This is a genomic window from Bradyrhizobium sp. CCBAU 45384 (assembly GCF_028128665.1).
GTDB lineage: Bacteria > Pseudomonadota > Alphaproteobacteria > Rhizobiales > Xanthobacteraceae > Bradyrhizobium > Bradyrhizobium manausense.
This window is the reverse complement of record NZ_LBIZ01000096.1, coordinates 1-23,578: the sequence shown is the minus strand read 5'-3', so window position 1 is coordinate 23,578 and position 23,578 is coordinate 1. Positions and strand designations below refer to the sequence as shown.

Annotated in this window: 28 protein-coding genes and 1 tRNA gene; 12 read left to right on the top strand and 17 right to left on the bottom strand. The window is 63.3% G+C overall.

Translation table 11 applies throughout. From position 1 onward, the window contains the following. Nucleotides 1-50 precede the first annotated feature (50 nt). The 3 genes from XH80_RS09560 to XH80_RS43725 form a co-directional block, all read right to left on the bottom strand. Nucleotides 51-977, bottom strand: coding sequence for a CobW family GTP-binding protein (locus tag XH80_RS09560; RefSeq protein WP_271598377.1), 927 nt, complete (start codon nt 975-977; stop codon nt 51-53). A gap of 3 nt (nt 978-980) precedes the next feature. Beyond that, complete coding sequence (locus XH80_RS09555; protein ID WP_442869132.1) at nt 981-2,471, bottom strand: amidohydrolase family protein; 1,491 nt, start codon at nt 2,469-2,471, stop codon at nt 981-983. Nucleotides 2,472-2,728: 257 nt separating this feature from the next. Further along, nucleotides 2,729-2,992, bottom strand: coding sequence for a hypothetical protein (locus tag XH80_RS43725; protein ID WP_333968684.1), 264 nt, complete (start codon nt 2,990-2,992; stop codon nt 2,729-2,731). 100 nt (nt 2,993-3,092) lie between these two features. Here XH80_RS43725 and XH80_RS43720 point away from each other — a divergent pair, with 100 nt between their 5' ends. Continuing rightward, nucleotides 3,093-3,299, top strand: coding sequence for a hypothetical protein (locus tag XH80_RS43720; RefSeq protein WP_333968683.1), 207 nt, complete (start codon nt 3,093-3,095; stop codon nt 3,297-3,299). A gap of 405 nt (nt 3,300-3,704) precedes the next feature. Here XH80_RS43720 and XH80_RS09545 read toward each other — a convergent pair whose 3' ends face one another. The 4 genes from XH80_RS09545 to XH80_RS09530 form a co-directional block, all read right to left on the bottom strand. Next, complete coding sequence (locus tag XH80_RS09545; protein ID WP_057747007.1) at nt 3,705-4,475, bottom strand: amino acid ABC transporter ATP-binding protein; 771 nt, start codon at nt 4,473-4,475, stop codon at nt 3,705-3,707. A gap of 11 nt (nt 4,476-4,486) precedes the next feature. After that, nucleotides 4,487-5,149, bottom strand: coding sequence for an amino acid ABC transporter permease (locus tag XH80_RS09540; RefSeq protein WP_057747009.1), 663 nt, complete (start codon nt 5,147-5,149; stop codon nt 4,487-4,489). A 6-nt stretch (nt 5,150-5,155) separates the two neighbouring features. After that, the gene (locus tag XH80_RS09535; protein ID WP_220004642.1) at nt 5,156-5,818 is read right to left on the bottom strand and encodes an amino acid ABC transporter permease; all 663 of its coding nucleotides are present in this window, start codon (nt 5,816-5,818) and stop codon (nt 5,156-5,158) included. A 63-nt stretch (nt 5,819-5,881) separates the two neighbouring features. Continuing rightward, the gene (locus tag XH80_RS09530) at nt 5,882-6,688 is read right to left on the bottom strand and encodes a transporter substrate-binding domain-containing protein (protein ID WP_409363907.1); all 807 of its coding nucleotides are present in this window, start codon (nt 6,686-6,688) and stop codon (nt 5,882-5,884) included. Between the two features lie 759 nt (nt 6,689-7,447). Between XH80_RS09530 and XH80_RS09525 the strand changes: the two genes are divergently transcribed. Beyond that, nucleotides 7,448-7,771, top strand: a complete 324-nt coding sequence (locus XH80_RS09525; RefSeq protein WP_271598374.1) for a hypothetical protein — start codon at nt 7,448-7,450, stop codon at nt 7,769-7,771. A 27-nt stretch (nt 7,772-7,798) separates the two neighbouring features. Here XH80_RS09525 and XH80_RS09520 read toward each other — a convergent pair. Both XH80_RS09520 and XH80_RS09515 read right to left on the bottom strand, forming a co-directional pair. Beyond that, nucleotides 7,799-7,873: transfer RNA gene (locus tag XH80_RS09520), tRNA-Glu, on the bottom strand. 229 nt (nt 7,874-8,102) lie between these two features. Next, nucleotides 8,103-8,447: a hypothetical protein gene (locus XH80_RS09515; protein ID WP_271598373.1), complete on the bottom strand. Its 345-nt coding sequence runs from the start codon at nt 8,445-8,447 to the stop codon at nt 8,103-8,105. On the opposite strand from XH80_RS09515, the gene XH80_RS09510 reads away from it, so the two are divergent. The 3 genes from XH80_RS09510 (at nt 8,446) to XH80_RS09500 (ending at nt 11,097) form a co-directional block, all read left to right on the top strand. Further along, on the top strand, nt 8,446-9,453 hold the full coding sequence (locus XH80_RS09510; protein WP_271598372.1) for an RluA family pseudouridine synthase: 1,008 nt from the start codon (nt 8,446-8,448) through the stop codon (nt 9,451-9,453). The two genes, XH80_RS09515 and XH80_RS09510, sit on opposite strands and share 2 nt — an antisense overlap. Before the next feature lie 219 nt (nt 9,454-9,672). Then, nucleotides 9,673-10,572 carry an RNA polymerase sigma factor RpoH gene (gene rpoH / locus XH80_RS09505; RefSeq protein WP_057747064.1) on the top strand — a complete coding sequence of 300 codons (900 nt, stop codon included), beginning with the start codon at nt 9,673-9,675 and terminating at the stop codon, nt 10,570-10,572. Nucleotides 10,573-10,755: 183 nt separating this feature from the next. After that, nucleotides 10,756-11,097, top strand: coding sequence for a hypothetical protein (locus XH80_RS09500; RefSeq protein ID WP_271598371.1), 342 nt, complete (start codon nt 10,756-10,758; stop codon nt 11,095-11,097). A 130-nt stretch (nt 11,098-11,227) separates the two neighbouring features. Here XH80_RS09500 and XH80_RS09495 read toward each other — a convergent pair whose 3' ends face one another. From XH80_RS09495 to XH80_RS09480, 4 genes are all read right to left on the bottom strand, one after another. Beyond that, the gene (locus tag XH80_RS09495; protein ID WP_271598370.1) at nt 11,228-11,848 is read right to left on the bottom strand and encodes a peptidoglycan recognition protein family protein; all 621 of its coding nucleotides are present in this window, start codon (nt 11,846-11,848) and stop codon (nt 11,228-11,230) included. Between the two features lie 35 nt (nt 11,849-11,883). Continuing rightward, nucleotides 11,884-13,086: a GGDEF domain-containing protein gene (locus XH80_RS09490; RefSeq protein WP_271598369.1), complete on the bottom strand. Its 1,203-nt coding sequence runs from the start codon at nt 13,084-13,086 to the stop codon at nt 11,884-11,886. Between the two features lie 602 nt (nt 13,087-13,688). Continuing rightward, nucleotides 13,689-14,300, bottom strand: coding sequence for a LysE family translocator (locus XH80_RS09485; RefSeq protein WP_220004634.1), 612 nt, complete (start codon nt 14,298-14,300; stop codon nt 13,689-13,691). Between the two features lie 72 nt (nt 14,301-14,372). Next, complete coding sequence (locus XH80_RS09480) at nt 14,373-14,747, bottom strand: response regulator (RefSeq protein WP_057747088.1); 375 nt, start codon at nt 14,745-14,747, stop codon at nt 14,373-14,375. Nucleotides 14,748-14,875: 128 nt separating this feature from the next. Between XH80_RS09480 and XH80_RS09475 the strand changes: the two genes are divergently transcribed. After that, nucleotides 14,876-15,700, top strand: a complete 825-nt coding sequence (locus XH80_RS09475) for an SDR family NAD(P)-dependent oxidoreductase (RefSeq protein ID WP_271598368.1) — start codon at nt 14,876-14,878, stop codon at nt 15,698-15,700. 152 nt (nt 15,701-15,852) lie between these two features. On the opposite strand, the gene XH80_RS09470 is transcribed toward XH80_RS09475, so the two are convergent. Continuing rightward, nucleotides 15,853-16,659: a lytic murein transglycosylase gene (locus XH80_RS09470; protein ID WP_271598367.1), complete on the bottom strand. Its 807-nt coding sequence runs from the start codon at nt 16,657-16,659 to the stop codon at nt 15,853-15,855. 154 nt (nt 16,660-16,813) lie between these two features. Here XH80_RS09470 and XH80_RS09465 point away from each other — a divergent pair, with 154 nt between their 5' ends. Next, a complete protein-coding gene (locus XH80_RS09465) occupies nt 16,814-17,338 on the top strand; it encodes a hypothetical protein (RefSeq protein WP_271598366.1) in 525 nt (174 codons plus the stop codon). A 699-nt stretch (nt 17,339-18,037) separates the two neighbouring features. Then, the gene (locus tag XH80_RS09460) at nt 18,038-18,274 is read left to right on the top strand and encodes a hypothetical protein (RefSeq protein ID WP_057747080.1); all 237 of its coding nucleotides are present in this window, start codon (nt 18,038-18,040) and stop codon (nt 18,272-18,274) included. A 272-nt stretch (nt 18,275-18,546) separates the two neighbouring features. Here the strand turns inward: XH80_RS09460 and XH80_RS09455 are convergent, their stop codons facing one another. Beyond that, nucleotides 18,547-18,882, bottom strand: coding sequence for a DCC1-like thiol-disulfide oxidoreductase family protein (locus XH80_RS09455; RefSeq protein ID WP_271598365.1), 336 nt, complete (start codon nt 18,880-18,882; stop codon nt 18,547-18,549). A 406-nt stretch (nt 18,883-19,288) separates the two neighbouring features. On the opposite strand from XH80_RS09455, the gene XH80_RS09450 reads away from it, so the two are divergent. Then, complete coding sequence (locus XH80_RS09450) at nt 19,289-19,561, top strand: hypothetical protein (protein WP_271598364.1); 273 nt, start codon at nt 19,289-19,291, stop codon at nt 19,559-19,561. A 371-nt stretch (nt 19,562-19,932) separates the two neighbouring features. Then, a complete protein-coding gene (locus XH80_RS09445; RefSeq protein ID WP_271598363.1) occupies nt 19,933-20,313 on the top strand; it encodes a hypothetical protein in 381 nt (126 codons plus the stop codon). Nucleotides 20,314-20,420: 107 nt separating this feature from the next. Here XH80_RS09445 and XH80_RS09440 read toward each other — a convergent pair whose 3' ends face one another. Together XH80_RS09440 and XH80_RS09435 are read right to left on the bottom strand one after the other, a co-directional pair. Then, the gene (locus XH80_RS09440; protein ID WP_271598362.1) at nt 20,421-20,918 is read right to left on the bottom strand and encodes a cupin domain-containing protein; all 498 of its coding nucleotides are present in this window, start codon (nt 20,916-20,918) and stop codon (nt 20,421-20,423) included. A 650-nt stretch (nt 20,919-21,568) separates the two neighbouring features. After that, the gene (locus XH80_RS09435) at nt 21,569-21,775 is read right to left on the bottom strand and encodes a hypothetical protein (RefSeq protein WP_271598361.1); all 207 of its coding nucleotides are present in this window, start codon (nt 21,773-21,775) and stop codon (nt 21,569-21,571) included. A gap of 373 nt (nt 21,776-22,148) precedes the next feature. Here XH80_RS09435 and XH80_RS09430 point away from each other — a divergent pair, with 373 nt between their 5' ends. Both XH80_RS09430 and XH80_RS09425 read left to right on the top strand, forming a co-directional pair. After that, a complete protein-coding gene (locus tag XH80_RS09430; protein WP_271598360.1) occupies nt 22,149-22,415 on the top strand; it encodes a hypothetical protein in 267 nt (88 codons plus the stop codon). Between the two features lie 791 nt (nt 22,416-23,206). Beyond that, complete coding sequence (locus XH80_RS09425) at nt 23,207-23,473, top strand: ABC transporter substrate binding protein (protein ID WP_271598359.1); 267 nt, start codon at nt 23,207-23,209, stop codon at nt 23,471-23,473. Nucleotides 23,474-23,578 lie beyond the last annotated feature (105 nt).

The window sequence follows — 23,578 nt, the reverse complement described above, 5'->3', positions numbered from 1 at the left end:
GGCAAGACAGGCGGCGGCTCACACTGGAGAAGTGATTTTATCGCCTCACCTCAAGGCGAAGCAATGCACCCCTCCATCAGCGCGTCGAGCTCGGCCTTGGAGAGCACGCCGAGCTCGGCGATGAAGACGATGCGCGCGCGGGGCATGCCTGGTGCGGGCGCGTCACCCGGCGCAAGCGTTGCGCGGCCGCCGGCGAACTGGAACACCATCTGGCGGCCGGGCTGCTCGACGGTTTCGAACAGGCCTTTGGCGCGCGCCAGTTTCGGTGCCAGCTTGCCGATCACCTGCTGCAGGCGCGGCAGCGAGAGCTGATGGTCAGAGGTCCAGCTCAGCGTCTCGAAGCGTTCTTCGGCCGGACGTTTCGGCCCCGGCTCGCGCGGCGCGGGCGCGCGATCGCTGGCGGGAAACAGCAAGGCGGATGGAATCTCGCCGTGCCTGGCATCGACCACGACGGCGGGCACGCGTTGGGCGCGGATCGCCTCGCGCATCCGCGCGCCTGCGCCTTCGCCGGCCAGATCCAGCTTGCTCAACGCCACGATATCGGCGACGCGCAGCTGCGAGCGCTGCAGCGCATCGTCCAGCGCCGCCGCCAGCGTTGCCGCGTCGATCACACACAGCACCGTTTCCAGCGGCGCCTCGCGCAGGATCACCGGATCCATCAAATTGCGCACGATGTCGGCGGGATCGGCGACGCCGCTGGTCTCGATGACGATGTATTCCGGCCTGGGATCACGCCGCAGCAAGGTGGAGAGTGTGCGGAGCAGATCACCTTCGAGCGAGCAGCAGATGCAGCCATTGGCGAGACTGACGACGCCATCGCTTGCGCCTGCGATCAACTCCGCATCGATATTGATCGCGCCGAAATCGTTGACGACGGCGGCGATGCGCCGTCCCTCCGCGTGAGCCAGCAGACGATTGACGACCGTGGTCTTGCCCGCCCCCAGAAAGCCCGTCACCAGCAGAATGGGGACCGGCATGGATCAGCTCGCAATGACGGGACGGCGGATGGGCTTTCCGGGCCGTGCCGCCACATCCAGCACGCCGTCAGTGATCAACGGCTGACCGCTGACGACGAGATGCCGCACGCCTTCCGCCGGACGATTCATCGCGGTGAAAGTCGCACGGTCCGACAGCTTCTCGTAGTCGAACACGACGATGTCGGCGTCGGCGTCCCTGGCGAGCCGGCCCTTGGCGCGCATCGCGGGCGTGCTCTGCGACAGGATCTCGGCGGGGATCAGCGCGCATTTGCGCACGCCTTCGAGCAGCGACACGGTCTTGCGCTCGCGCACCCATTCGCGGATGAATTTCGTGAAGCAGCCGGCCGAGCGCGGATGCGAGGTGGCATCGTCAGGCAGCGGCCAGGCGTCGCCGGTGTAGGTCTTGCCGTCCGACGTCGTCCACGGCATCGCGTCGGAGGCGATCGCGCCGCCGGGATAGAGCACCGACATGTCGAGCAGATCGCGATGATGCGCATTGTGCTCGGTGTCGAGGATGTGCCAGAGCACCAGCGAGGACGGCTCCTCCGCCTGCGCCTTCAAGAGCTCCTCGCGGTCGTGGAAGCGGTAGCCGTCGGTCACGCGCTGCACGGAATCATAGCCGGTGCCGTTGCGCTCGACGAACTCGGGATCGCTGAAGAAGGCCGCGGCCAGTACCGTCGAGCCGGTGCCGTAAGGATAGGCCTCGACCGTGATGGGCAGGCCTTGCGCCTGCGCCTTCTCGATCAGCACGCGGCAGCGTTCGACGTCGGTCTTGCTCGACGAATTGAAATGGCAGATGTGCATGTGCGCGCCGGTGGCGCCGGCATAGCCGATCAGGCGGATATAGGCTTCTGCCGCACTTTCAGGGTCGATGCGCGACATGTAGGCGACATGGGTGAAGGTCGGCACGTTCTGCTCGGCGGCGAGCTGGCACACCGCGGTCAGCTCCTGCACGCCGGCGCCCGGGGCGTAGGCGTTCAGGATGCCGATGCCGATACCGCCTTCGTTGAGGCCGCGCGCAAGTCGATCGAGGATACCCGTCACCTCGGCATCGCTCGCCACGTTATCCATCCAGCGTCGGTCGCGCATGGCATTGCCGAACGCCTCCAGCGAGCTCTCCGCATTGGAGCCGGTCATCGCGCCGATGCGCGCAAAGGCCCAGTTGGTGGCCGCGCCGTAGTTCAGCACGCGACCCTTCCGCGCCTGACGCTCGTACCAGGAGCCGACCGGCAGCACGCCGGCCTCGAGATCCAGCGTCGTCGTGACGCCGTCGAACGCCTGCATGCGGTCGGCGGGAATCGACTGGCCATGGGCGTGCAGATCGATGAAGCCGGGCGCGACCACGAGGCCGGTCGCATCGATCACCCGCTCGGCGCCGCCGAGCGAGGCGCCGACCGCGGCGATCTTGCCGTCGACCACGGCCACGTCGCCGATGGCATCCATTCCGCTCGCAGGATCCACCACCCGGCCGCCCGAGATCACCAAACCGCTCATATCGCCACTCCGCCAAGCCATTTCCAAAGCCCCCAAAGGCCCGGCAGCAGCTTCGGAGGCGAGATCATGTCTATAGAGACAGATTTCCAAGCCAGCCACCACCTCCACGGAAGCCGATGCATCATGCCCGGACCGGAGGTCCGGCCGCCGCAGCCAGGGGTGTCAGGCCGCTACTCTTGGGCGCAAATGACACCACCATCACTTCTCGCGCGCTTCCTGCCTGTATCGTTCCAGCAGGCCCTCCGCCTTCATCTGTTTCAGAACGGCAGCGAGGCGCGGCGCGAGTCGGCTTGGGTCTTGTGCAGATGGCGGTAGACCTCGGTGAGTGTCGCTTCGACAGAAAGGATCCCGATCGGACGCTTGGTGCCGCGAACGATGTAGTCGAGCGGATATTCGCGGGCGATGCTGGCGCGCGCACTGCGGTTGCCGACGGAGATGTGAATCGGATTCGGACCATCGATGACTTCGCGAATCTCGACCGCGCGGATACCGGGCAGGCGCCGAATGCCATTGAGCTGCAAGCTTGAGCTGGTTCTGGTCGAGCGCCCAAAGGCTGTCGCTGAGGCTCGCAAGGTAGCTCGGGCCGATCTCGTCGAGACGCGTCTCGATGACGCCGACCTCATGATCATGGTCGAGATAAAGTTGAAGCGCAGTCAGCGTCAGCGTGACGAGCGAGCTGAACAGCAGAACGGCCGCCAGCAGGCGGAAACCGATACCGCTGCGCAACTGTCGAATATCTCTGCAGTGCGGGAGCCGAGCAAGTCAGCTGCGAGCGGCGATCCGATGGCCTGCAAATCCGCCTTCGCGGCGACGGGCTTAATGGCGTAGCGACCATTGCGATCATTTTCGCCCTTGTCCAAGTACCATTCCCCCCGAAGCATTGACGGAAACCGCGAAGCGCAATCTGCGCCTCGGGATTCGGTGTGGCAAGTCAATGACCGGCGGGTGTGAAATCAACCAGAGCTCGTCGGAAACCGGCGCGGACGAACGGGGATCTTAACACTGCGATGGGTGCGAATGGTGCGCCTTCAGAGCAGAACCGAACTCGTTGTTGAAATGAATCCAATCATCTTTATGAACACCGACCAATAACTAGGTCGAACAGGCCGAGTGCGCTGCCAGCGCTGCCGCTCCCACGATTAGGTGCCCCTCGACCTTGCGAGATGATTTTCCGTTCGCCGCTCTCGCCGGCTCCATGGCGCTTGCGGGTCGTGCTGTATGTATCCTGTCTTGTCAGTTGAAGCGGGAAGATTGGAGAAATGCGGCAAGGCGCTCGGTCTTCGGGGCGGCGAACATCTCGCGCGGGTTCCCCTCCTCGCCGATGCGTCCGCCGTTCATGAAGATGACGCGGCTCGATACCTCGTAGGCGAAACGCATCTCGTGGGTGACCAGAAGCATGGTCATGCCATCGTCGGCGAGCGAGCGCACCACCTGCAGGACCTCCGCCACGAGTTCGGGGTCGAGCGCCGAGGTCACCTCATCGAACAGCATCAGGCGCGGGCTCATGGCTATGGCGCGCGCGATGGCCACCCGCTGCTGCTGGCCGCCGGAGAGCTTGGCGGGGTAGTAGTCCTTGCGCTGGAGGAGACCGACGCGGTCGAGCCAAGTTTCGCCGAGGGCGCGCGCCTCCTCGCGGCCCATCCTGCGCACGAGCGTCAGGCCGAGCGTGACGTTCTCCAGCGCCGTCATGTGCGGGAACAGGTTGAACTGCTGGAAGGCCATGCCGGTGAGCGCGCGCTGGCGGGCGATCTCCTTCTCGGCCTTGCGCTTGCGCTGGCCGCCGGCGGTGGAATAGCCGATCTCCTCGCCGTCAATGCGGATCGTGCCGCCCTCGAACTCCTCCAGCATGTTGACACAGCGCAGAATCGTGGTCTTGCCGGAGCCCGACGAGCCGATGATCGAGATCACCTCGCCCGCCCGCACGTCGCAGTCGACGCCCTTGAGCACCTCGACCGGACCGTAGCTTTTTCGTAGGTCCCGGATTTCCAGAAGGTTCGCGGTCATTAAAGCGCCTTTCACGCGAGGCTCACGCGGCGCTCGACGTACCGGCCGAGGCGCTCGATGGCGAAGTTGACGAGGAAGTATAGGAGGCCGGCGAGGAGATAGAATTCGAGGCTGTGGAAGGCGCGGCTGATGACCTCCTGCGTGCGCAGGAGAAGCTCGGCAACACCGATGACCGAGAGAAGCGTCGAGGCCTTCACCATCTCAGCCGCTGTGTTGATGAGCGGCGGGAGAGCCAGACGCAGCGCTTGGGGACCGAGTACGTAGCGAAAGGTTTGCCCGAACGTCAGGCCGATCGCCTTGGCGGCCTCCGTTTGTCCTTTGTGCAGGGTTTGCAGCGCCCCGCGTGTGATCTCGCCGACATGCGAAGCGCAAAACAGGGTGAGCGCAAGGACGCCAGCTTGGAAGGCGGACAGATCGAGGCCGACAGTGCCGAGAATGTAGAAGCTCGCCAGCACCAGGACGAGGACCGGCGTGCCGCGGATCACGTCGGTGTAGACGCGGGCGATTCCCCGCATGGCGCGGTTGCCGTAGGTTAGAGCGAGGCCGAGGCCGGTGCCGAGCACCGTGCCGCCCAGAATGGCGAGGGCGGAGATCGCGACCGTGGTGCCGAGGCCGTAGAGCAACGGCCAGCGCGCGAGCCAGACGATCTCGAAGAAAGAGAGAGGTGGGGTCACGGGGCCTTACCTCGAAACGGCGAGTCGCGCTTCGAGGCGGCGCAGAAGGGCGGCAAGGATCGCGCAGGTCGCGATGTAGAGCCCGCTCGCCACGATCCACGTCTCAATCACGCGGAAGGTCTCGACGTTGATCTTGCGCGCCTCGAAGGTCAGCTCGGGCACCGCGATCGCGGCGGCGAGCGAAGTGTCCTTGAACAGGCCGATGAAGGTGCTCCCCAGCGCCGGCAGGACGGCTCGGAACATCACGGGCAGGACGAGCCGCCGGCGGATCTGCCCTTCCGTCAGGCCGATGGCGAGGCCCGCCTCGCGCAGGCCTTTGGGCAGGCCCAGAAGGCCGCCGCGGAACACCTCGGCCAGATAGGCCGCCGAATACAGGGCCAGCGCCAGCACGAACGAGTTCGCCTTCGACAGACGCAGCCCAAGCTGCGGCAACGCGAAGAAGGAGAACAGGACGATAACGAGAAGGGGCAGGTTGCGGAACAGTGTGACGTAGGCACCCGAGGGCACCGACAGGAGCCGGGATCGGCTGATCCGCCCGAAGGCGAGAATCAGGCCGAGGGCGCAGCCGATCCCGATCGCCACAAAGGCCAGGGTGAGGCTGAGGCCCAGACCCCAGAGCAGGTTGTCGAAGTTGCGCCAGACGGCGTCGAAGTTCAGGGTGTATCCCATCGGGATCACTCGCTTGGGCGTGGAGCGGTGCGGGCGCGGAGCCTGGACCGCCGGCTCAGCCGGTTACTTGAACTCGACCGGGAAGCCGATCGCCGGGGGCGGCAGATCCTTGCCGAACCACTTCTTGAAGGAGGCGGCGTAGGTGTCGAACTCGACGCCCGTCATCGCTTCGTGCAGGGCAGTGTTGACGAAGTTGAGCCAGTCCTGATCGCCTTTGGCAACGGCGCAGGCATAGGTCTGCGGGCTCCAACCGTAACCGGCGTCCTTGTACTGGCCGGGGTTCTGTGTGACGTACCAAGCGATGGACGACTGGTCGGTGGCGGCGGCATCCGCGCGGCCCGACTGAAGCGCCTGGTAGAGCAGGTCCTGGGACTCGTATTGGTCGACGCTCGCCTTGGGAAGCGCCTTGTGGACGAGTTCCTTGGCATAGACGTTCTGGAGAACGGCGATGGTCGCGGACGAGCCGGCCGCCTTCAGTGCGGCGTAGTCGGCGTACTGGCCGCCTTCCTTCAGCATCAGGCCAACGCCCTCACGGTAATACGGGATCGTGAAGTTGACCTGCTGGGCGCGCTCGCCGGTCACGGTCATGAATTGGCAGGTTATATCGACCTTGCCGGTGGTGATGTTGGGGATGCGCGCGTCAGACGACTGGTTGACGAACTCGACCTTCTTCGCGTCGCCGAACAGTGCCTTGGCGATGATCTTGGCCATGTCGACATCGAAGCCCTGAAGCGTGTCGGACGCGTCCTTGAAGTGCCAAGGCGGGTTGGTCGAGCCGGTGCCCACCACGAGCTTGCCGCGTGCCAGCACGTCGTCGAGCTTGGCCGCCATCGCGCCGTTCGGAAGAAGGGCGACGGACGCGGTCGCCATGAGCCCCAGCACCACTGCCTTCGGATTCATTGCCATGCTCTACCCCTGTGTCCATTATAGTAGACATACAAACGCTACAGCGGACTACCTTATCAGTGGACATGCCCTGATCTTTGTCAACTGCTTTTGGAGCACTTGGAAGCTGGACCTCGGCGGTAGGTGATCGATTTCGCGTCGTGCTGCGGAACATCGCACGCGCACAAGGTCATTCGACCGGGCAGGTCTGGCCGTTCGCCCCCACATCAAGACCCATAAGCTGGCCAATCTCGCCGGTTGCGGCGGCGGGACCCGAACGAAGTCTTCGGCTGTTGCGGAATGCGCGATCCAATCGGGAATTTGTCGTTAGACAGCTCACGGCTTCCACAGCCGATCTCGCCATAGTGCATCATGTTAATCTCTGGTTGATGATGCAGGCCATCGCATAATCGTTGGCAGGCACATCCGGCACGACGGTTGTGACGACGATCTACCAATGCGCTGCTTTGCATTGCGGAGACTTCTGGTTTGAATTGGTTTGAGAGACTGAAATTACTTCGCGAAGGTCGCCGGTCGATTGGGCCAAACGAAAGATCGCCAGATCGACGCCTTGGCTGATCTCGGTGCCGCGCTTCGCGCGCGCGTCGCGCCAGACGTTGGCGAGCTCTGGGCCATGGTGAACGGCTACGCATTGGCCCATCGCGCAGGGCTGGATGCGATCACTCGCGTTCTCCGGCCCCCCGAGCAATGGCTTGCATTGGTGAGGAAGAACGGATCGATCTCGTGACGGATTACCATCGCCGCGCCGGAATCCGCCTTCCGCGGCCAGAACTGCACGCGACCCTCCATGCCGTGGTCGAGAGCCAGATTGCCGATCCCGAACTGCCGGTGCGAAGCACGGTGGAACGACTGATGGACGAGGGGCTCGATCGCCACGAGACCATTCATGCGGTCGGCTCTGTCCTTGCCGGACACATGAACGACCTGGTCCGCAAGTTCGAAGAGCGTGGCGCGAAGCCCGGAACAGGAGCCGGCGAGGATCCGAATGTCAGATATTTCGAGCAGCTGAAGGCCCTGACCGCCGAGCAGTGGCTTCGGTCCGGCTGAGCCACGCGTGAGGCGCGGCCTTGAAACTGGCGCTCCCTAGGGGAATCGAACCCCTGTTTCAGCCTTGAGAGGGCCGCGTCCTAACCGCTAGACGAAGGGAGCGTGAGGGAGAGGACATAGCCGCGAATTTTGCCGACGGCAAGGTGGGATTGACGGGTTTCGAACGTCTCCGCAGCCTCGTCCCGGCGAAAGTCACGACCCATTACTCCGAATGGTCGTGGTTAAGGCACATCGGAGTGCCGATCTCGTTCACGCAACCGAATTCGGTGGCTATGGGTCCTGGCCTTCGCCAGGACGATAGCGGGGGTTGGGGCGCCTATCCGGGCCGCCCTCACGGCTCGTTGGCAAATTTCAGCTTTCCGGCCGGCTTGAGCGTGTGAGCATCGAAGGTGCGGATCTCGGTGACGCCGCCGATATCCAGGGTCACCACGAGGCGGTCGCCGGCAACGCCCGTGGAGACGATTTTGGCGCCTTTCGGCAGGGTCGCGATGACGTCGCCCGTGGGCTCGGGCGCCCTTCCCTCCGACTTGAAAAGGCGGTAGCCCACCGCGATCAGGACGGCGCAGACGGCCAGCGCCGTGGTCAACCCCGCGATCAGCATCATCCGTCGCACCCGCGCGAACAGCGCGGCCTGCTCGGGGGTCGGTTCGGGAACAACGGTATCAGACGTCGTCATGGAAAGCCTGGGTTCAGCGCAGAGATTGGAAGTCGTGGTCGAAGGCGACGAGGGCTCGGCCCGGCTCGACCGCGTGCTGGCGGCGCGCCTGCCGGAGCTGTCGCGATCAAGGCTGAAAGCCCTGATTCTGGCGGGCGCGGTGAGCCTCAAGGACGCCGAGATCCGCGACCCCGCTTATCACGTCGCCTCAGGCGATACGATCAGAATCGACGTGCCGGAGGCAGCCCCGCCCGAGCCCAAGGGCGAGGATATCGCTCTGGATATCGTGTTCGAGGACGACGACCTCGTCGTTATCAACAAGCCCAAAGGCCTGGTTGTGCATCCCGCTGCCGGGCACGAGACCGGCACCTTGGTGAACGCCCTCATCGCCCATTGCGGCAGCTCGCTGTCGGGCATTGGCGGAGTGCGCCGGCCCGGCATCGTGCACCGACTGGACAAGGACACGACGGGATTGATGGTGGTTGCCAAGAACGACCTCGCACACGCCTCGCTCACCGCCCAATTCGCCGATCACGGCCGGACGGGTGCGATGCGGCGCGGCTACATGGCGTTCGCCTGGGGGCTGCCGGGCCGGCATCGCGGCACCGTCGATGCGCCGATCGACCGCCATCCGCATGCCCGGGAAAAGATGGCGGTGCGCCACGGCGGCCGCGAGGCGGTGACGCATTGGGAGTTGCTGGAGAGTTTTAACGGCCGCGACGGCAAGCCGGTCGCAGCGCTGCTGGCCTGCGAGCTCGAGACCGGACGCACCCACCAGATCCGCGTCCACCTCGCCCATATCGGTCACCCCCTGATGGGGGACGCGGTCTATGGCCCGCATTTCAAGACCAAGGCCAACCAGCTCGGACCCGAGTCGCAAGCCGCTTTGACGGCGCTTGGGCGGCAGGCTCTGCATGCCTATCTGCTGGTACTAGAGCACCCCAGAACCGGAGAACTTCTTCACTGGGAGGCAGCTCTACCAGAGGATTTGCTTCTCCTTGAAAGCGCTCTGAAAGCGGCGCTATGACGCAGGGGCTTTAAGAAAAGCGTTACATTACAAAAAGTTATAGCTGCCACACGGGGACGTGACGTCAGCAATCCTTCCCTTTTTGACCCCCGATGGGGTATATTGCGCCTGCGTTGGAAGTGACCAACGTGGAACATCGCAGGTACGACCGGCTTTAACCAAGCGGTCGTCTGCCTGGCCCGCCGCTATCGGGGGCCTGAACCTTTGGAGGGCTTCATAATGGCCCGTACCGCTGCTTTGCCGGTCCTCAATGGAGAATCCGGCCTCTCTCGCTACCTCGCCGAGATCCGCAAGTTCCCGATGCTGGAGCCCCAGCAGGAATACATGCTCGCCAAGCGTTGGCGCGAGCATGACGATCGCGACGCGGCACATCAACTCGTCACCAGCCATCTCCGGCTCGTCGCCAAGATCGCCATGGGCTATCGCGGCTACGGCTTGCCGATCTCCGAGGTCGTCTCGGAAGGCAATGTCGGCCTGATGCAGGCGGTCAAGCGCTTCGAGCCCGAAAAGGGCTTCCGTCTCGCCACCTACGCGATGTGGTGGATCAAGGCGTCGATTCAAGAGTACATCCTGCGTTCCTGGTCGCTCGTGAAGATGGGCACCACCGCGAACCAGAAGAAGCTGTTCTTCAACCTGCGCAAGGCGAAGAGCAAGATCAACGCGCTGGACGAGGGCGATCTCCGCCCCGACCAGGTGAAGGTCATTGCCAAGCGCCTCGGCGTCACCGATCAGGACGTGATCGACATGAACCGCCGCCTCGGTGGCGACGCGTCGCTCAACGCGCCGATCCGGGACGACGGCGAAGCCGGCGAATGGCAGGACTGGCTGGTCGACAATACGCCCAACCAGGAAGCCATGATGGCGGAGCACGAGGAATATGACCATCGCCGTGACGCGCTGAATGGCGCCATGGGCGTGCTCAACCCGCGCGAACGCCGCATCTTCGAGGCCCGCCGCCTCGCCGATGAGCCGATGACGCTGGAAGACCTTGCCGCCGAGTTCGGCGTGTCGCGCGAGCGCGTCCGCCAGATCGAGGTCCGCGCCTTCGAGAAGGTGCAGTCCGCGGTCAAGGGCACGATCGCAAGGCAGGAGCAGGCCGCGCTGGAAGCCGCGCACTAAGCGCGGCATTTCCTGCGCCAGGAATTGGCGGATCGAGATTGACGAAAAGCCGGCGGTAACGCCGGCTTTTTGTTGTGTGAGCCGCAGTATGGTCGCCCGTTGTGCCGGCGAGGCTGTTGAACGCAGGTGACGGCTCGACCGACCAAAGATTGTCGGACCCTATCCAGAGAACGGACACGCATTGTGTCGATCATCCTGCAATCCACCGTCGGCGGCTTCTCCGCCCAGTTCATGCGCAAGCTGCCGCTGGTCGAGCAGGCCATGCGCGACCACGGCTTCGATCCGGCAGAGTTCGTGATCTCCAAGGACTATGCCTCGACCGCGACGATTCCGTTGATGCGCCCGTTCTTCTTCAATTACAGCGTCTATTTCGGCGAGGAGGAATTCACCGTCACCGAGCCTAACGACATGGTGTTCCTGGATTACTTCCTCAAACGCGTGCTGGCCGCGGACGGCCCGCCGGAATTGCCTGAGCAGCCGGGATTGATCCGGCGCCTGTTCGGCTGGATGGCACAGCCGGTGTGAATGTCATTCCGGGGCGCGCGCAGCGCGAGCCTGGAATCCATCAGGCGACGGAGTTAGTGGATCAATGGATTCTCAGATGCGCTATTGCGCATCATAGTTCGCGACTTCGTCGCGCCGCAGAATGACAGCGCTACTCCCCCCAAATCCTTGCCAGCGTCGCGAGCCAGCAGCCTTCGCAATAGCGGGCGTCCTTGAAGTCGATCCAGTTGTGGGCATAGACGTGATCGAGCGGGATGCCGTAGCGCGCGCGCAGGACCTGGACCAGGATCTTCCAGGCCGCGACCTGCGCTTCGGTCGGACCGATCGCGACATCGGGATAGTTGCCGGCGAACTCGACGCCGATCGAATTGTCGCGCACGACCTGATGATAGGTCGTGCTGTTGTTGATGTATTTGTTGTCGTTGCGGTTGGCGCCGTCGGTATGGGTCGGCACCAGATTGTCCGCGACCGACCAATAGACCGTGCCGTCGGTCTCGACCCAGACCATCACGCCACGCCGGGTGGGATTCTTGAACTGCTCCTGCGCGCCGCCACGTGCCGAGCCTGATGGACCTTCGGTCTGGTGCACGATGATGTTGCGCCAGGGATGGGCGTTCGCGACATCGCCCCACGGCGCCAGCCAGACGATCTTCAGCCCGGGAATATCGGGCGTGCCGCTGCTGCGCGCGAGCTTTGCGAGCTCGGCATCCATGGCAGCGGCAGGGACGATCAGGAGGGTGGCGAGAACCGCCGCAAGGAGGCGAGATATCATCACAGGATCCAACAACGGACCCCAGCGTAGCAGATTTACGCGAATTTGCGCGCGGGTTCGACCGGCTCGGGCGAGAGCGGCGGGGCCTGATCGTAGATCGCAAAATCGTTCTTGCCGTTCTTCTTGGCGGCATAGAGGGCATGGTCGGCGTGGGCGATCAGCCTGTCCGGGAACTGGCCGACGCCGCGATCCCATTCCGCAACGCCGATCGAGATCGCGATCGGTATGTCGTTGCCCGAGCAACCGGCGGCGTCCTGGCGGCAGACCTCGAGGATGCGGCGGGCGATCAGCGCACCCTCGCGCAACGACGAGGACGGCAGCACGACGCAGAACTCGTCGCCGCCGGTCCGGGCGAGCATGTCGCCGGGCCGGAGGCGCGTCTGCGCCATCAGGGTGAAGTGCCGGAGGCAGGCGTCGCCCGCGGCGTGGCCATAGGTGTCGTTGATGGACTTGAAGCCGTCGAGATCGATCACCAGCAGCGAGAACGGCTCACCGCTGCGCTCCGAACGGGCGCATTCCTCGGACAGGCGCTGCAACAGATGGCGGCGATTGGCGACGCCGGTGAGATCGTCGAGCAGCGCAAGGTCGGCGACCTCGTTGCGGAGGCGATCCATCGCCATCAGCAGGAAGCCGAAATTGAGCGTCATCGACAGGAAGAGCAGCACCAGCACCATGACGGCATGGTTCTGACCGCGCGCGACTGCCGAGAAATCGCCGCCAAGCGCGTTGCCGACCGTACGGGCCACGAACACCGCGATCATGGTGAGGATGACGATGCCGGCAAGCCGCGCGCCGGGGCTGGCGCGGCCCTCCGGCGGCGACAGCAGCAGGCGCAACGACAACACCAGCGGCCAGCCCTGGCCGATGGTGTAGCAGAGCATTCGCAGCTGCATCTGGTCGAAGCCGAACTTAAAGAACATGACACCGGCGAGACTTGCGATCGCGGTCGCGGTCATAAGGCGCCAGGACGCCGGCCGATCGTAGAAACGCTGAATGCCCGCAGCCGCAAAACAGCTCGCGGCAATGATGCCGGCAGCCCCGAACAGCAGCGGCACCACGGAATTGACGAACAGGCCGGTCAATGCCGTGCTCGCGCCGGCTGCGCCGACGAAAGCCGACGCCATCCAGAACCGTGCAGCTTCGAATTTCGGATAAGAGCGCGTCACATAGGCCCAGATCAGACCGAGCGCCGAGAAGTTGACGACGAAGACCATCCAGAGCGTCGGTACGTTCAGCACGGCGGCCGCGATACGCGCAGCGTGCCGCCCCCTGTCTCCAGCAGAAGTTCGTCCATGACCCGCCCCCGCGTTCTTGCGGAGGATCATGCGCTGGTTGCACTTAACGGAACCTCACTGCGATTGTCGAAAGCGCGCCCTTGGTTTTGGATTCATGAACGCAGCGTCTCGGTTATCGATCGTTAGGCACGTCGCCGGGGTCGAGGCGCGATCGCGTCGACGCCGACCGCGAAGCGGATTCGCGGGCCAAAATCACCTGAAAACGCATCTGAGCTGTGGATAACGTGATGACGCAGATGTGACAGCGCGGGGCATAGACGCGCGAATCTGCTGAGTTCGTCAACGAGGATGTTGCGAGGCTGGCCCTCCGCCGAGCGATCCTCGTGTCGCGTTTCACCATTAACCCTTAAGAGGATCCTATGGCTAAGAAAGCGAAGAAGGCGAAGAAGGCGACGAAGAAAAAGGCCAAGAAGGCCGCGAAGAAGAAGTAGCGCGGATGTTCTTTGCCCGGGTGGAGCATGCTCCGCCCGGGCGTCGGCAAAGCTACAGGCGACAAGGCTAAGAGAGTTTGAAGACGGCGGGCGCGAGGCCCGCTTTTTTATTGACTACCGCTCGGCGAAGGCCAGCTTGGCACCCAGCAAGGCGAAGCCCGCCGCAAAGGAGCGGCGCAACCAGGCCATCACGCCGGGACGGGAGATGACGCGCTCGCGCACGGAGGCGGCGCAGAGGCCGTAGATGACGAACACCACAAAGGTCATCGCCATGAACGCGCCGCTCAATTCCAGCATCCGCGCCAGCACATGCGCTTCGTCCACCGCGATGAACTGCGGCAGGAAGGCGAGGAAGAAGATCGAGAGCTTGGGGTTGAGGATGTTGATCAGGAAGCCGGTGACGATGACCCGGCCGCCCGAGCGCTCCTTGATCTCGCCGTCGACCGCAAGCGCCCCCGTCTCCCGCAGCGCCTGCCAGGACATGTAGAGCAGATAGGCTACGCCGCACCATTTCAGTGCGGCAAAGGCGAGCGCGCTGGTATGGAGCACGGCGGCAAGCCCGAGCATCGCAGCACACATGTGCGGCACGATCCCGAGCGTGCAGCCGAACGCCGCCGCCACACTGGCGCGCGAGCCGCGCGTCAGTGCCGCAGCCAGGGTGTAGAGCACGCCGGTGCCGGGCGAAGCGACGACGATGAGCGAGGTGAGCAGGAAGGACCAGGACATGCCTCGTCCCTACCACCCCTCCCGCTTGCCGGGAAGTCACGACACGGTCAGCGCTGCCGCGCCGGGCGCGCCTCAGTTCAGCTGGGCGAGCTCGGCTTCGCGCAACACGTCCAGCGGCGCCCAGGGCTTGGCCCAGAATTTTGCACCGGCGGGCAACGCCTGCACCAGGGGGCGGCCGGAGGTGACGACGACGTCGAGCTTCGGATTGCGGTCCTTGGCGACATGCGCCAGCTCGACGCCGTTCATGCGACCGGCCAGCTGCACGTCGGTCAGCATCAGGCAGAGCGCGCCGGCGTTCTTGTCCAGCACACGCTCGGCGGCCTCCGCGCTTTCGCACTGGATGACCTGGTAGCCGCTCTCCTCAAGCAGGAGGCAGAGCATCTCCCGCTGCATGAGGTCGTCTTCAACGACGAGGGCGGTGGCACGAAATGGTTCTGATTGTCCCATCGGCGGCTCCCAATGCTTGCCTCCGTTCAAGTAACGCATGTTAAAGATGGAGCGGGACAACGGTTCGGTTCCAAACTGAAAAAATGTAAATCCTTGTTCCCGCATGCGGGGCTTGACGGGGGGCCATCATGACAACGATTCGCGGCGCGGCGGCTATCACGGGGGCGGCCAGCGGCATCGGCCGCGCGCTCGCCATCGAATTCGCTCACCGCGGCTGCGACCTCGCGATCGCCGATCGCGACGAGGCCGGGCTGAAATCGCTGGCCGCCGAGATCGGCGCACAGCGCAAGATCAGCGTGCATCGCGTCGATGTCAGCGAGCCCGATGACATCGCGCAATTCGCAGCCGAGGCCATCGCTACGCATCCCGCGCTCAACATCGTCATCAACAATGCCGGCGTGGCGCTGATGGGGACATTCGAGGAGATCGACCAGGCGCAGATGGACTGGCTGTTCGACATCAATTTCTGGGGCGTGGTGCACGGCACCCGCGCCTTCCTGCCGCATCTGAAAACGCAAGCGGAGGCGCATGTCGTCAACATCTCCTCGATCTTCGGCATCATCGCGCCGCCGGGGCAATCAGCCTATGCGGCGGCCAAGTTCGCGGTACGCGGCTTTTCCGAGAGCGTGCGGCATGAGCTCGCGGTCGCTCGCAGCCCGGTGCGGCTCTCGGTGGTGCATCCCGGCGGCGTCGCCACCTCCATCGCGCGCTCCTCGCGCACCGGGGTCGGCGTCACCGACAATGCGCGCCGCGCCGAGGCGATCGACCGGTTCGAGCGTGCGGCAAAGACGACGCCGAAAGACGCGGCGCTGCGCATCATCAGGGGCATCGAACGCAATGAGCCGCGCATCCTGATCGGCAACGATGCGAGGTTCATGGACATCCTGCAGCGCTTTCGCCCGGGCACGTATTGGGCGCCGTTACAGCGGCGGCTGGAGAAGCTGGGGAAGTAGGTCAGGGACGCGATGGCATCGCCTCATTCTCCGCTGCCGCAGGGTGGGCAAAGCGAAGCGTGCCCACGACTTTCCGGCGACGGATGGGAATGGTGGGCACGGCGCTTTGCGCCTTTGCCCACCCTACGAGAGCTACGAGCGCGCGTATGGGGCTACTGCCCCACCAGCCGGTCGGCAAAATACCCGATCGTCTTGCGGTAGACCACCGCCCTGTTCCACTCGCGCATGGCCTCGAAATTGGCCGAGCCCTCGCCATAGGGCTGGCCCATCTTGAAGCCGTTCGAGTGCAACAGGTTCGCGGTCGAGGCCAGCACGTCGGCGACGCTGTGGCGGAGGTCGACATGGCCGTCGCCGTCGAAATCGACGCCGTATTTGATGTAGGACGACGGCAGGAACTGGGTCTGGCCGATCTCGCCGGCATAGGCGCCGATGAGGTCGCGCAAGGGCAGGTCGCCCCGTTGCACGATCTTGAGCGCAGCGAGCAGCTCGCCCTGGAACAGCTCGGTGCGGCGGCAATCATGCGCGAGCGTCGCCAGCGTGCGGATCACAGGCAGCTTGCCCATGTCGCCCTTGCCGAAATCGCTCTCCAGCCCCCAGATCGCAACCAGGATCTGCCTGGGCACGCCGAACTGCTGCTCGATGCGCGAGAGCAGCGCGGCATGGCGCTGCAAGAGCGCGCGTCCGCCATTGATGCGGCCGGGGCCGACGCGGGTCGAGACATACTGCTCGAAGCTCTTGTTGAAGGTGTAGCGCTGGCGCCGGTCGAAGGCGAGCACGGCGCCATCCTGGGTGATGCCGCCGAATGCCGCACTGGTCACGGCGGCCGAGACGCCGGCTCCTTGCGCTTCCGCAGCCATGCTGGCGATGAAGCTGTTGAAGTCGCCGCCGCAGCGCGCGGCCTTCGCCGACCCGCCGGCGAGACAAACCATGACGGCGGCGGCGAGAAGCGGTCTCAACATTCGAAAGATTCCTCATGGCGTGGCGCGAAACAGAAGGCGATCATGCCCGGGAACGCGGGCACGGTCAAAGCAGCAGGTTTGATCCGCATCAACGTGCCTCACGCTCCTGTTCATAAATTCGAGCAAACGGAGCGCCTGCCGAGGAGATCAGCCCATGACCGGAATCACCCTGACCACCGACCAGATCCGCAATGCACCTGCGCCGGTGCGGCAATGGATCGAGCAGGAGGTCATCACTTCGCTCGGCCTGACACCGCGGGCGCCTGCGGCCATCCCGGCTCAAGCCGCCCATCTCGTCGCCTGCAGTGTGGACGACGTTGCCGGCGTGCTCGACCACATCCGCGGCACCTTCCCGGCGGTGAACGTGCTGTTCGAATTCGGCCGGCCCGGCATCAATTACGGACAGCCCGCGGTGATGACGTTCCGCCTCATGGACATCCTGCACCACACCCGGCTGCAACAGATCGAGCAGGTCATGACCTGCCTCGAAATGATCAACCAGGCGCTGACCGTGGTCAGGAAGGACCCGTCCGCGCGGTTCTGCGGCTTCGACAATGAAGGCCATTGCCTGATCGCGCCGCAGACGCAGGCCAGCATCGCAACGCTCTGGCAGGACATGATGGCGCGTCAGCAGATGCAGCAGACCAAGGCGGACGACCACATCGCGCCGGCGGCGTGAGAGCCTGCAGGGCGCGCGACCAGCTGCGCCGAAACAGAAACCGCAAAACAACCCCATGCACAGTAGGAGCCGGGCCACAACAGGATGCTCTTTTTCCGAATTTCGGTTTGACCCGTCGGGCAAAACAGGAGTATGGTGTCAGCATCGCAGACTCCGGGCGTAGGCGCCTGCCCTCGCAACGATCCTGCGATGCGTCGTGCGATCCACCATCATCCCCGACGACGCATGAGTCCCGGGCACCACATCCCGCCGCAGCATGATCGCTGGGCTTAATCCCGGTCACCGCACCCGTTCTCGCTGCATTGCGAGAGCGCAGCAGGATGAACGAATTATTTCAAATATCCAAGCATCTGCTCTCGGGATCACGGGAACCCGCTTGTGACATCTTCCGCATTCTGATGCGCTGGCTGCGACATCGTCGCCATCACGATTTGCCTTGCCATCATGGCGCACAAGCGATAGCTTTCTATCTCAGGTTGTCGCCCTGCCAGCCCCGGGCCGACGCTGAGGACCCCAAGATAAGCGGCGGGCTTATCGGCCCGCCGCTTATTGAGGTGATGGGCCGCGCGCAGATATCAGGACGCTGCTGGCCGACGACAAGCCCTATCCATGAGCTCCGCCGGTATTCGGGTCGCGAAGAACGTCGACTTCCCGCGCGAAGTCATTTGACTGCGGCGCCCTGATCGACGACAAGCCGCCATGGCCAAGAAACCCGGAACCAACCCGAAAGGCGAGTTCGCCTTCTTCAACGTCGTCTACGAAGACGGCTCGCAACGCTCCAACCGCCGCGTCCCCAGCGAGCTGCTCGGCGGCCTCGACGGCGACGAACCCGCGCGCAACTTCATCAGGGAGCAGGACCGCGAGATCGCGGAAAAGAGCGGACGGCCGGCGCTGGAGATCGAGCGGATCGAGCGGGTTGGGGCGAAGAAGAAGTAGGTAGCCACGGCTCGATGAGATTGACCGAACTGGTGCGGCAAGTGGGTTCACCTTTCCCTTGGGAGAGGTCGGCGCGTCCCGGGCGATGCGAAGCATCGTCCCGCGCGCCGGGTGAGGGTTCGGTCTCACCGTGTGCTGCACCCCCTCACCCGATCTGCTCTTGACGATGCTTCGCATCGCCAGGAGCAAATCGACCTCTCCCCGCTGGGGAGAGGTGTCAGAGTCCGCGGCCAATCAGCTCAATCCAAAGCCGCCATGCTCCAGCCGGGCGCTCACCAGCGCCCGCACCATCTATTCCAAGCAAACAGCAGGTCGGCAAAACGGTCGTAGACAAACCGCGTGATCGGCAGCACCACGCGATTGCCTGAGAGCGCCGCAATCCACCCCTCGCCGGGCGTCATCCGCCACAACGCGATCGCGACGTCAGCGCCGACGACGAGCCGGCTGGCCCGATCTGTCGCATGCTCTCGATCATAGAGACGACGGACATCGAGAAGCTTGCGGCAGCGGTTGCGCAAGCAAAATCCGAGGATGTAGGCGGATTGGCAACGATGGCGTCGGCCTTCTTCAACTTCAATCGCAAACGCCTTATTGCTGTCGCCTCTCAACAGCTCTTGCCTTCCGTCCGGGAGGCGGAGCATTCGCGAATGACGGCGGACTGATGGCCTACGGTCCGAGCTTTCCTGACATGTATAACATCAAGACTGCGAAGGCGCTTGGTATCACGCTGCCGACAACGTTGCTCGCCCGGGCCGACGAGATTGTCGTGCGACGCACCTAAGGCTTGCCATAGACTTCTCCTGAAACAGGAGGCTTCGCAAGCAATGGCACTATTCAAACCATCCAACCCCGAAAAGACGGTGCAGCGCGACATCGACGCGGCCACCAAGACCCGCGAGCGCCTGTCGGGCTCAGATCGTCGAGTTCGAGCAAGCGATCACGCGTCATGCGGCTGCTGCGAAGCAAGCCGCACTGACCGGCGACGACGCAGAGCTTGACCGTGCGGAAGCGGCGTTGCGCGCCGCACTGGATCGCAGCTCCACGCTGAAGGCCGCTCTCACCGAAGTCGACCAGCGGCTGGAAGCCCTTGAGCGCACCAAGGCCGAGATCGCGGATACCAAGCTGCGTGCTCAGACGGCGGCTGAGATCGCGCTTGTGGTGCGTAAGATGATCGAGGCCAGCGTGGAGTTCGACGCGGCGGCTCGTCGACTGTCCGAGTACACGACGCGAGCTGTTCCATGGCTCTGGGAGGTCCGCGGTCTGGACGATGCTGCGCGCCCACGCTGACGCTGTGATTGGGCGTACAGCACCGGCAACGTTGCCGCTCCCGGAGCTAGCGGTGCCGAAAGCCGAGAGTACCGCGACAAACGTGGCACCGGACCCGGTGGTGGTCGCGGCGAATTTGCAGCCGCTTGATCCGTGAAGTCCGCGCCTCCCGGCTGGCAGCCGTACGAAATCGTCGCGCGTCTCGATGGCTGGATTTGCGATCCAGAGGACGAAACTCGCATCCCCCCGGTCGATGAGTGAACGTATTTCGGCCGAGGACGACCACGCTGAGCTTGCGACCGCCCTAGCGGTGATGATCACAGCTCGGTCGCTCACGTGCTTGCGAGCGTTTATAGCCAATGCGTTGAGCTGATGGCCAAGCCGCCGAATCAATGCTGCTGGGCGACGGCGATCCTCAATCGCCGGTCGATGATCTCAGGCAGGCGCGTAAGTTGGCCCTGTTGTTCTGCAAAACCGAGGAAGGCATCGAGAGCTTCTTGGAGCACTGCGATGTCGCCGCACGTGATCTGTTGATGCCCTACGGCGATCTCCTGATGGCGTTGTCCATTCTGCTGAGGATCAAGCGCACGCTCGACGGCGCCGAGATCGACAAGATCATCGGGGAGTTCGAGGCGCAGAAGGCGCTGGCGGTCGAGCATAGGCGGCGCGAGAACTGGCGCAAGCGCGAGTTGGTGGCTGAGCGTTTTCGAGCGGAATGTGATCACGCCAATGCCATAGCCTCGTCACAGTCTGCACCAGATCGGATGCAGTAATCGACAACATCAACGATCAGAGCGCACGGCGGACGTACCCGGCCTCATGATCTTGAAGGGCCCCGACGTGCAACATCGTCGGGGCCTTTGCTTGACGCGTTCAGGCGCTATTTCGCGGCCTGTTTGCTCGGGTCATCGGCCGGGTTGACATAGTTGATAGCGAACGGCCCGGGTCCGGCGATCTGTACCACGGTCTCCTCAGTGGTCCAGGCATAGTGGTTCATGCCTGCTGGCATTTCGACGAAAGCTCCGGCCTTGAGGGACTGCCCCTTGTCCATGTCGAGCTTGTCGCCGAGACCTGCTCGGAAGTCACCCGAGATCACCGTCACGAACTCGTCGGTGGGGTGGTTATGAGCCGGGACTTTGTAGTTGGCCGGCATCTTGAGCCGCATCGTGAACAGCCCCTCCTTGCTGGGATCACCAGCGATGACGGCGAACTGCGCGCCGGGCGGGATGGTCGGTGGAGCGGGACCCCACTTGATGTCTTCCACGTTGACCGGAGGCTTCATTTGCATCTCGGCGGCGTGCAGTGCCGGCAGGATTTGTGCTGCTGCTAGGACAGCAAGGCCAGAAGCAACAGCAAATGGTGCGATTGAATGCTTCATTTCCTTCCTCCTTGGCTTACTTCTCACTTCACTCGCAACAAACCGGGGGCACGAACCCCTTGCAAGCCCGTCCGATACGATCGCGCATTTCCGATCGACCGCCTCAATGCCGATGGATGCGGAAATCGGAGTGCTTACCTTTCGGACTTGCAATCAACTTACTATGTTCATGCATTAGGGTCACGGCCTAGCTCACTGGATGACCTTTAGGTAAGCTGTTCCAGTAGCGGACCCCCTTACGGCGAGGGCAAGCCATCGCTTTCGGCTAGTTCAACAGCTCGCGTTCCATCGCAGACGGTTTTTCACCTTGATCCAGTACTTGCTCCGACCGCCCTGATAGGCCGGTGGTGTCGCTTCGACACCAATCCTTCAAGACCCATGTTGCAGGCGGCGCGGAATAGATCAGGCCGAAGCTCGCCACGTTCAAAGGGATTGATGAAGACGCCCTCGGGGCGTCGCGCCAGCCGACGCTCCAGGTTCGTCTTTCGCATCGACAGGGTTAGCATGCGGAGGTCGTCACCGCGCCCGGCTGGCACAGTTGAGCCCTTGGTCCGAAGGCAATAGTCAAATGAACGCATGTGGGAAAATAGCCATTCGCGGGCCCGATTGCGAGATGAGCTTGGCGCGCCGTCAAAAGCGGGCGGCCAGGGCTACCATCTTGGCGGCAGATCAGGAGTGATTTCGCTTTCGACGCTCTCACTGATCGCCCGCTCAACCTCCGACGCGAGCACGGTAAGATGCTCAGCCAATCTGGTGAATAACTCACGCTTCTTCGGATCGGTCGCTAGGTCGCGGATAAGGGCGCACTCGGCGGCGCCCCGCTGTAGCTTCTCTAGCTGAGCCTGCATGTCCTTCATCTGCGGCCCCAATGTTCTCTTATAGGAACATTACAAAGAACGAGTTTGGTTCACAAGTGAACAGAGGGGGGGCCTGATTGGGGTTAGCCTAGTGATGCACGGCGTACGTTCTGCCGTGTGCGCCGGCCCATCGGACCGCCGGCCAATTCGGCTCCAGCCCCGCGAGTGGCCGGCTGGTCCGAGGCGACTTTGCGCAATATCAAAACGAGTTCGTTTACTCTGGCTAGGCTGCTCACGTAGCCGAACAACCTCTTGTCGGGCTGCTGAGGTTATGAGGTCCGGGCTCCTAGGCACACCGGGCCTCGCCTTACTGCTTATCCCCGTCGCCATGGCTTGCAAGGTCCCGCCATGCAAGTGCGACAGGAGGCTCGACATGTTCACCAAAGATTACGCCGACGATCTCAGCGCGACCGTGCGCTATGCACTAGAGACCACTCGTGCAGTCGCACTCTGTCCTTTCCATTCCGAGGTCACCATCCGCATCGGTGATGATGCAGCCGAGAGCCATGCCTTCGAGCGCGCCAAGAAGGTCGTCAAGAGCGATGGTGCGAATTGGGAGCCGAAAGTCCTTAGGGAAGAGATTGGACGGCAGCTCAGTGAAGTCGCAGACGGCACTTGTCCCCTTTGCGCGTCGCATTGAGCCGCGATGCAAAAGAAAACTCGCCCGAAAGCGGGTAACGCAAGGTAGCATGATGGATGATCAATCAGTCAGAGACACACGCCTCACCCACGGTCCACAACCAAGTTTTGAGGCATTGCTATTGCGCTATTGGGCAGAACATTCTCTTTCGATCAGGTGTGCTTCTATGGTCGCCATACTGACGCTGCGCTCAGGCTCGCGCGCGAGATTGGGCGCGGGTTTGGCCTATAGGCCCGCATTGATTGCCGAGACAACTTTTCGCCGAGCCTCAACGTGCAGCGCGACCGTCGTAGCGGCTACTTCTTCAAAAGTATTCGCATCGTCCGCGCCATTCGCCTCACTGATCCGGCGTGGCGGCCCAGCTCGGCCGCTATCTTCGATGCGCCTACTCTTGCCCGAGCCAACTTGATCAATTGCTGGATCTCGCGATCGGCCCATTGCTTTGGCTTCGGTGTTTTCAATAACGCCCCCCAAGCTGGTCCCATTTAACTGGTCGTCCGATTGCGAGCACTTGGGAAATTTACGGGTGGGATCATTCAGCTCGGCCCAGCTAGTGGACCAGAGCGCTACGATCGCACAGGCGAAACCGCCCGCCACCAGGATGCCGGGGCTAGTGACCAGATCAATTGACCCGTGGTGGCCAACTAGGGCGTGTCATGGCTCATTGGCTCTGCCCGGGTTTTCATCCGTTGGCTTTCGCTGTCGTTGAGCGTATTCGGCGTCCCATCCAAGCCCTAAGGTAACCGAGATTAGCGAGCCGAACAGCATGCCGAGCTTCGCCGCATCTGGCAATGAAATATGGCCTGCCCACCATTACTTGGTGGACGGACCTCGTCGAAAATGAGCCGGTATTTTTGGCCTATGCGCCAGATTGGCCCTATTATTTCGGTCTCTGGGCAGATGATGTTGGCCAGGCTCTCAACGGAGTGGCACCGGCCGACATTCCTATCCAACAGCCAACGAAACTTATACTCGCAATCAACCTCAAAACCGCGAAGGCACTCGGCCTCACCATACCACCGGCATTGCTCGCCAGCGCCGACGAGGTGATCGAATAGGATGCGCGCGGATGTCGGGTTGTGTGCAGGTTTTTGGACGCCGGCGACAAAGAGGCTCCGCACGCCGAACTGACCGGCGTCCAAAAAGCGCCAAGGCACGAAGTC